The organism is Mesorhizobium sp. M7A.F.Ca.AU.002.02.1.1 (genome assembly GCF_003998535.1).
Lineage (GTDB): Bacteria > Pseudomonadota > Alphaproteobacteria > Rhizobiales > Rhizobiaceae > Mesorhizobium > Mesorhizobium ciceri.
The window spans coordinates 1-1781 of the sequence record NZ_RZPB01001022.1 but is presented as its reverse complement, the minus strand read 5'-3'; the positions used below and the strand labels follow the sequence as shown (position 1 = coordinate 1781).

General features: G+C 65.4%; 1 protein-coding gene. It reads left to right on the top strand.

The window, feature by feature from the left end:
• The coding region (locus EN879_RS34535) for a bifunctional salicylyl-CoA 5-hydroxylase/oxidoreductase (RefSeq protein WP_127274645.1) at positions 1 to 1700 on the top strand (1700 nt) is incomplete at its 5' end.
• Between the last annotated feature and the right edge of the window lie 81 nt (positions 1701 to 1781).

Here is a 1781-nt window from a genome sequence, read left to right as displayed (position 1 = left end):
CGACCTTCATCGTCGAGTGCAGCGAGCAGACCTGGGCTGCCTTCGGCTTCGGTGCGATGTCGCAGCAGGAATCGATCGCCGTTTGTGAGCGGATCTTCGAAAAACATCTCGGCGGCCACGCCTTGATGACGAATGCCAACCATATCCGCGGTTCGGCCTGGATCAATTTCCCGCGCGTGCTGTGCGAGCGCTGGTCTTACAAGAATCTCGCGCTGATGGGCGATGCAGCGGCATCGGCGCATTTCTCGATCGGCTCCGGCACCAAGCTGGCACTGGAAAGTGCTGTGGCGCTGGCCGAATATGTCGAAACTGAGCCGGACCTGGATGCCGCCTTCCGCAGATATGAGGATGCCCGCCGCACCGAGGTGCTCAAGCTGCAATCGGCGGCGCGCAATTCGCTGGAATGGTTCGAGGAGGTCGAGCGCTATCTCGGCCTCGATCCGGTGCAGTTCAACTATTCGCTTTTGACCCGCTCGCAGCGTATCAGCCACGAGAATCTGCGACTGCGCGATGCCGAATGGCTTGAAAGCGCGGAAGAATGGTTCCAGCGCCAGGCGGGCGCCGGCGGCAACAGCCTGCGCCGCGCGCCGATGTTCGCGCCGTTCAAGCTGCGCGACATGAGGCTGCAGAACCGCGTCGTCGTTTCGCCGATGGCGCAGTACAAGGCTGTCGACGGCTGCCCGACCGACTGGCATTTCACGCATTATGCCGAGCGGGCCAAGGGTGGCGCCGGTCTCATCTATATCGAGATGACCTGCGTCAGCCCGGAAGGGCGCATCACGCCCGGCTGTCCCGGCTTCTACGCGCCCGAGCATGAGGTGGCGTGGAAGCGGCTGGTCGATTTCGTCCACACCGAGACCGAGGCCAAGATCTGCGCCCAGATCGGCCATTCCGGCGCCAAGGGCTCGACCCGGCTCGGCTGGGAGGGCACTGACGTGCCGTTGGTCTCAGGCAACTGGCCGGTGATGGCGGCTTCGGCCGTTGCGTGGTCGCCGCAGAATCAGGTTCCGAAGGCGATGAACCGCGCCGACATGGACCGCGTGCGCGACGAATTCGTCGCTTCGGCCGAGATGGCCGATCGCTGCGGCTTCGACATGCTCGAAATCCACGCCGCGCATGGCTATCTCTTGTCGTCCTTCATCACGCCGGTCACCAACCGGCGCACGGATGAATATGGCGGTTCGCTGGACAATCGCATGCGCTATCCCCTCGAAATCTTCCGCGCGGTGCGCGCCGCCTGGCCGGCGGAGAAGCCGATCTCGATGCGCATTTCCGCCAATGACTGGGTCGGCATCGAGGGCGTGACGCCGGCCGACGCGGTCGAGATCGCGCGGCTGCTGCATGAGGCCGGCGTCGACATCTGCGATGTCTCGGCAGGCCAGACCTCGGCACTGGCCAAGCCTGTCTATGGCCGCATGTTCCAGACGCCGTTTTCCGACCGCATCCGCAACGAGGTCGGCATGGCGACGATGGCGGTCGGCAACATCTACGAGCCGGACCATGTCAATTCGATCCTGATGGCCGGCCGCGCCGACCTGGTGGCGCTGGCGCGGCCGCATCTCGCCGATCCCTACTGGACGCTGCATGCCGCCGTCACGCTCGGCGACCGCGGTGTCAAATGGCCTGATCCCTATCTGCCCGGACGCGACCAGCTCTACCGTCTGGCCGAGCGCGACGCCGCAGCGGGGCTGAAAGTATGACGGCCGCCGCGACGATACCCGGCAAGCATGCGCTGGTCACTGGCGGCGGCTCCGGCGTCGGGCGGGCCATCGCGCTGGCGC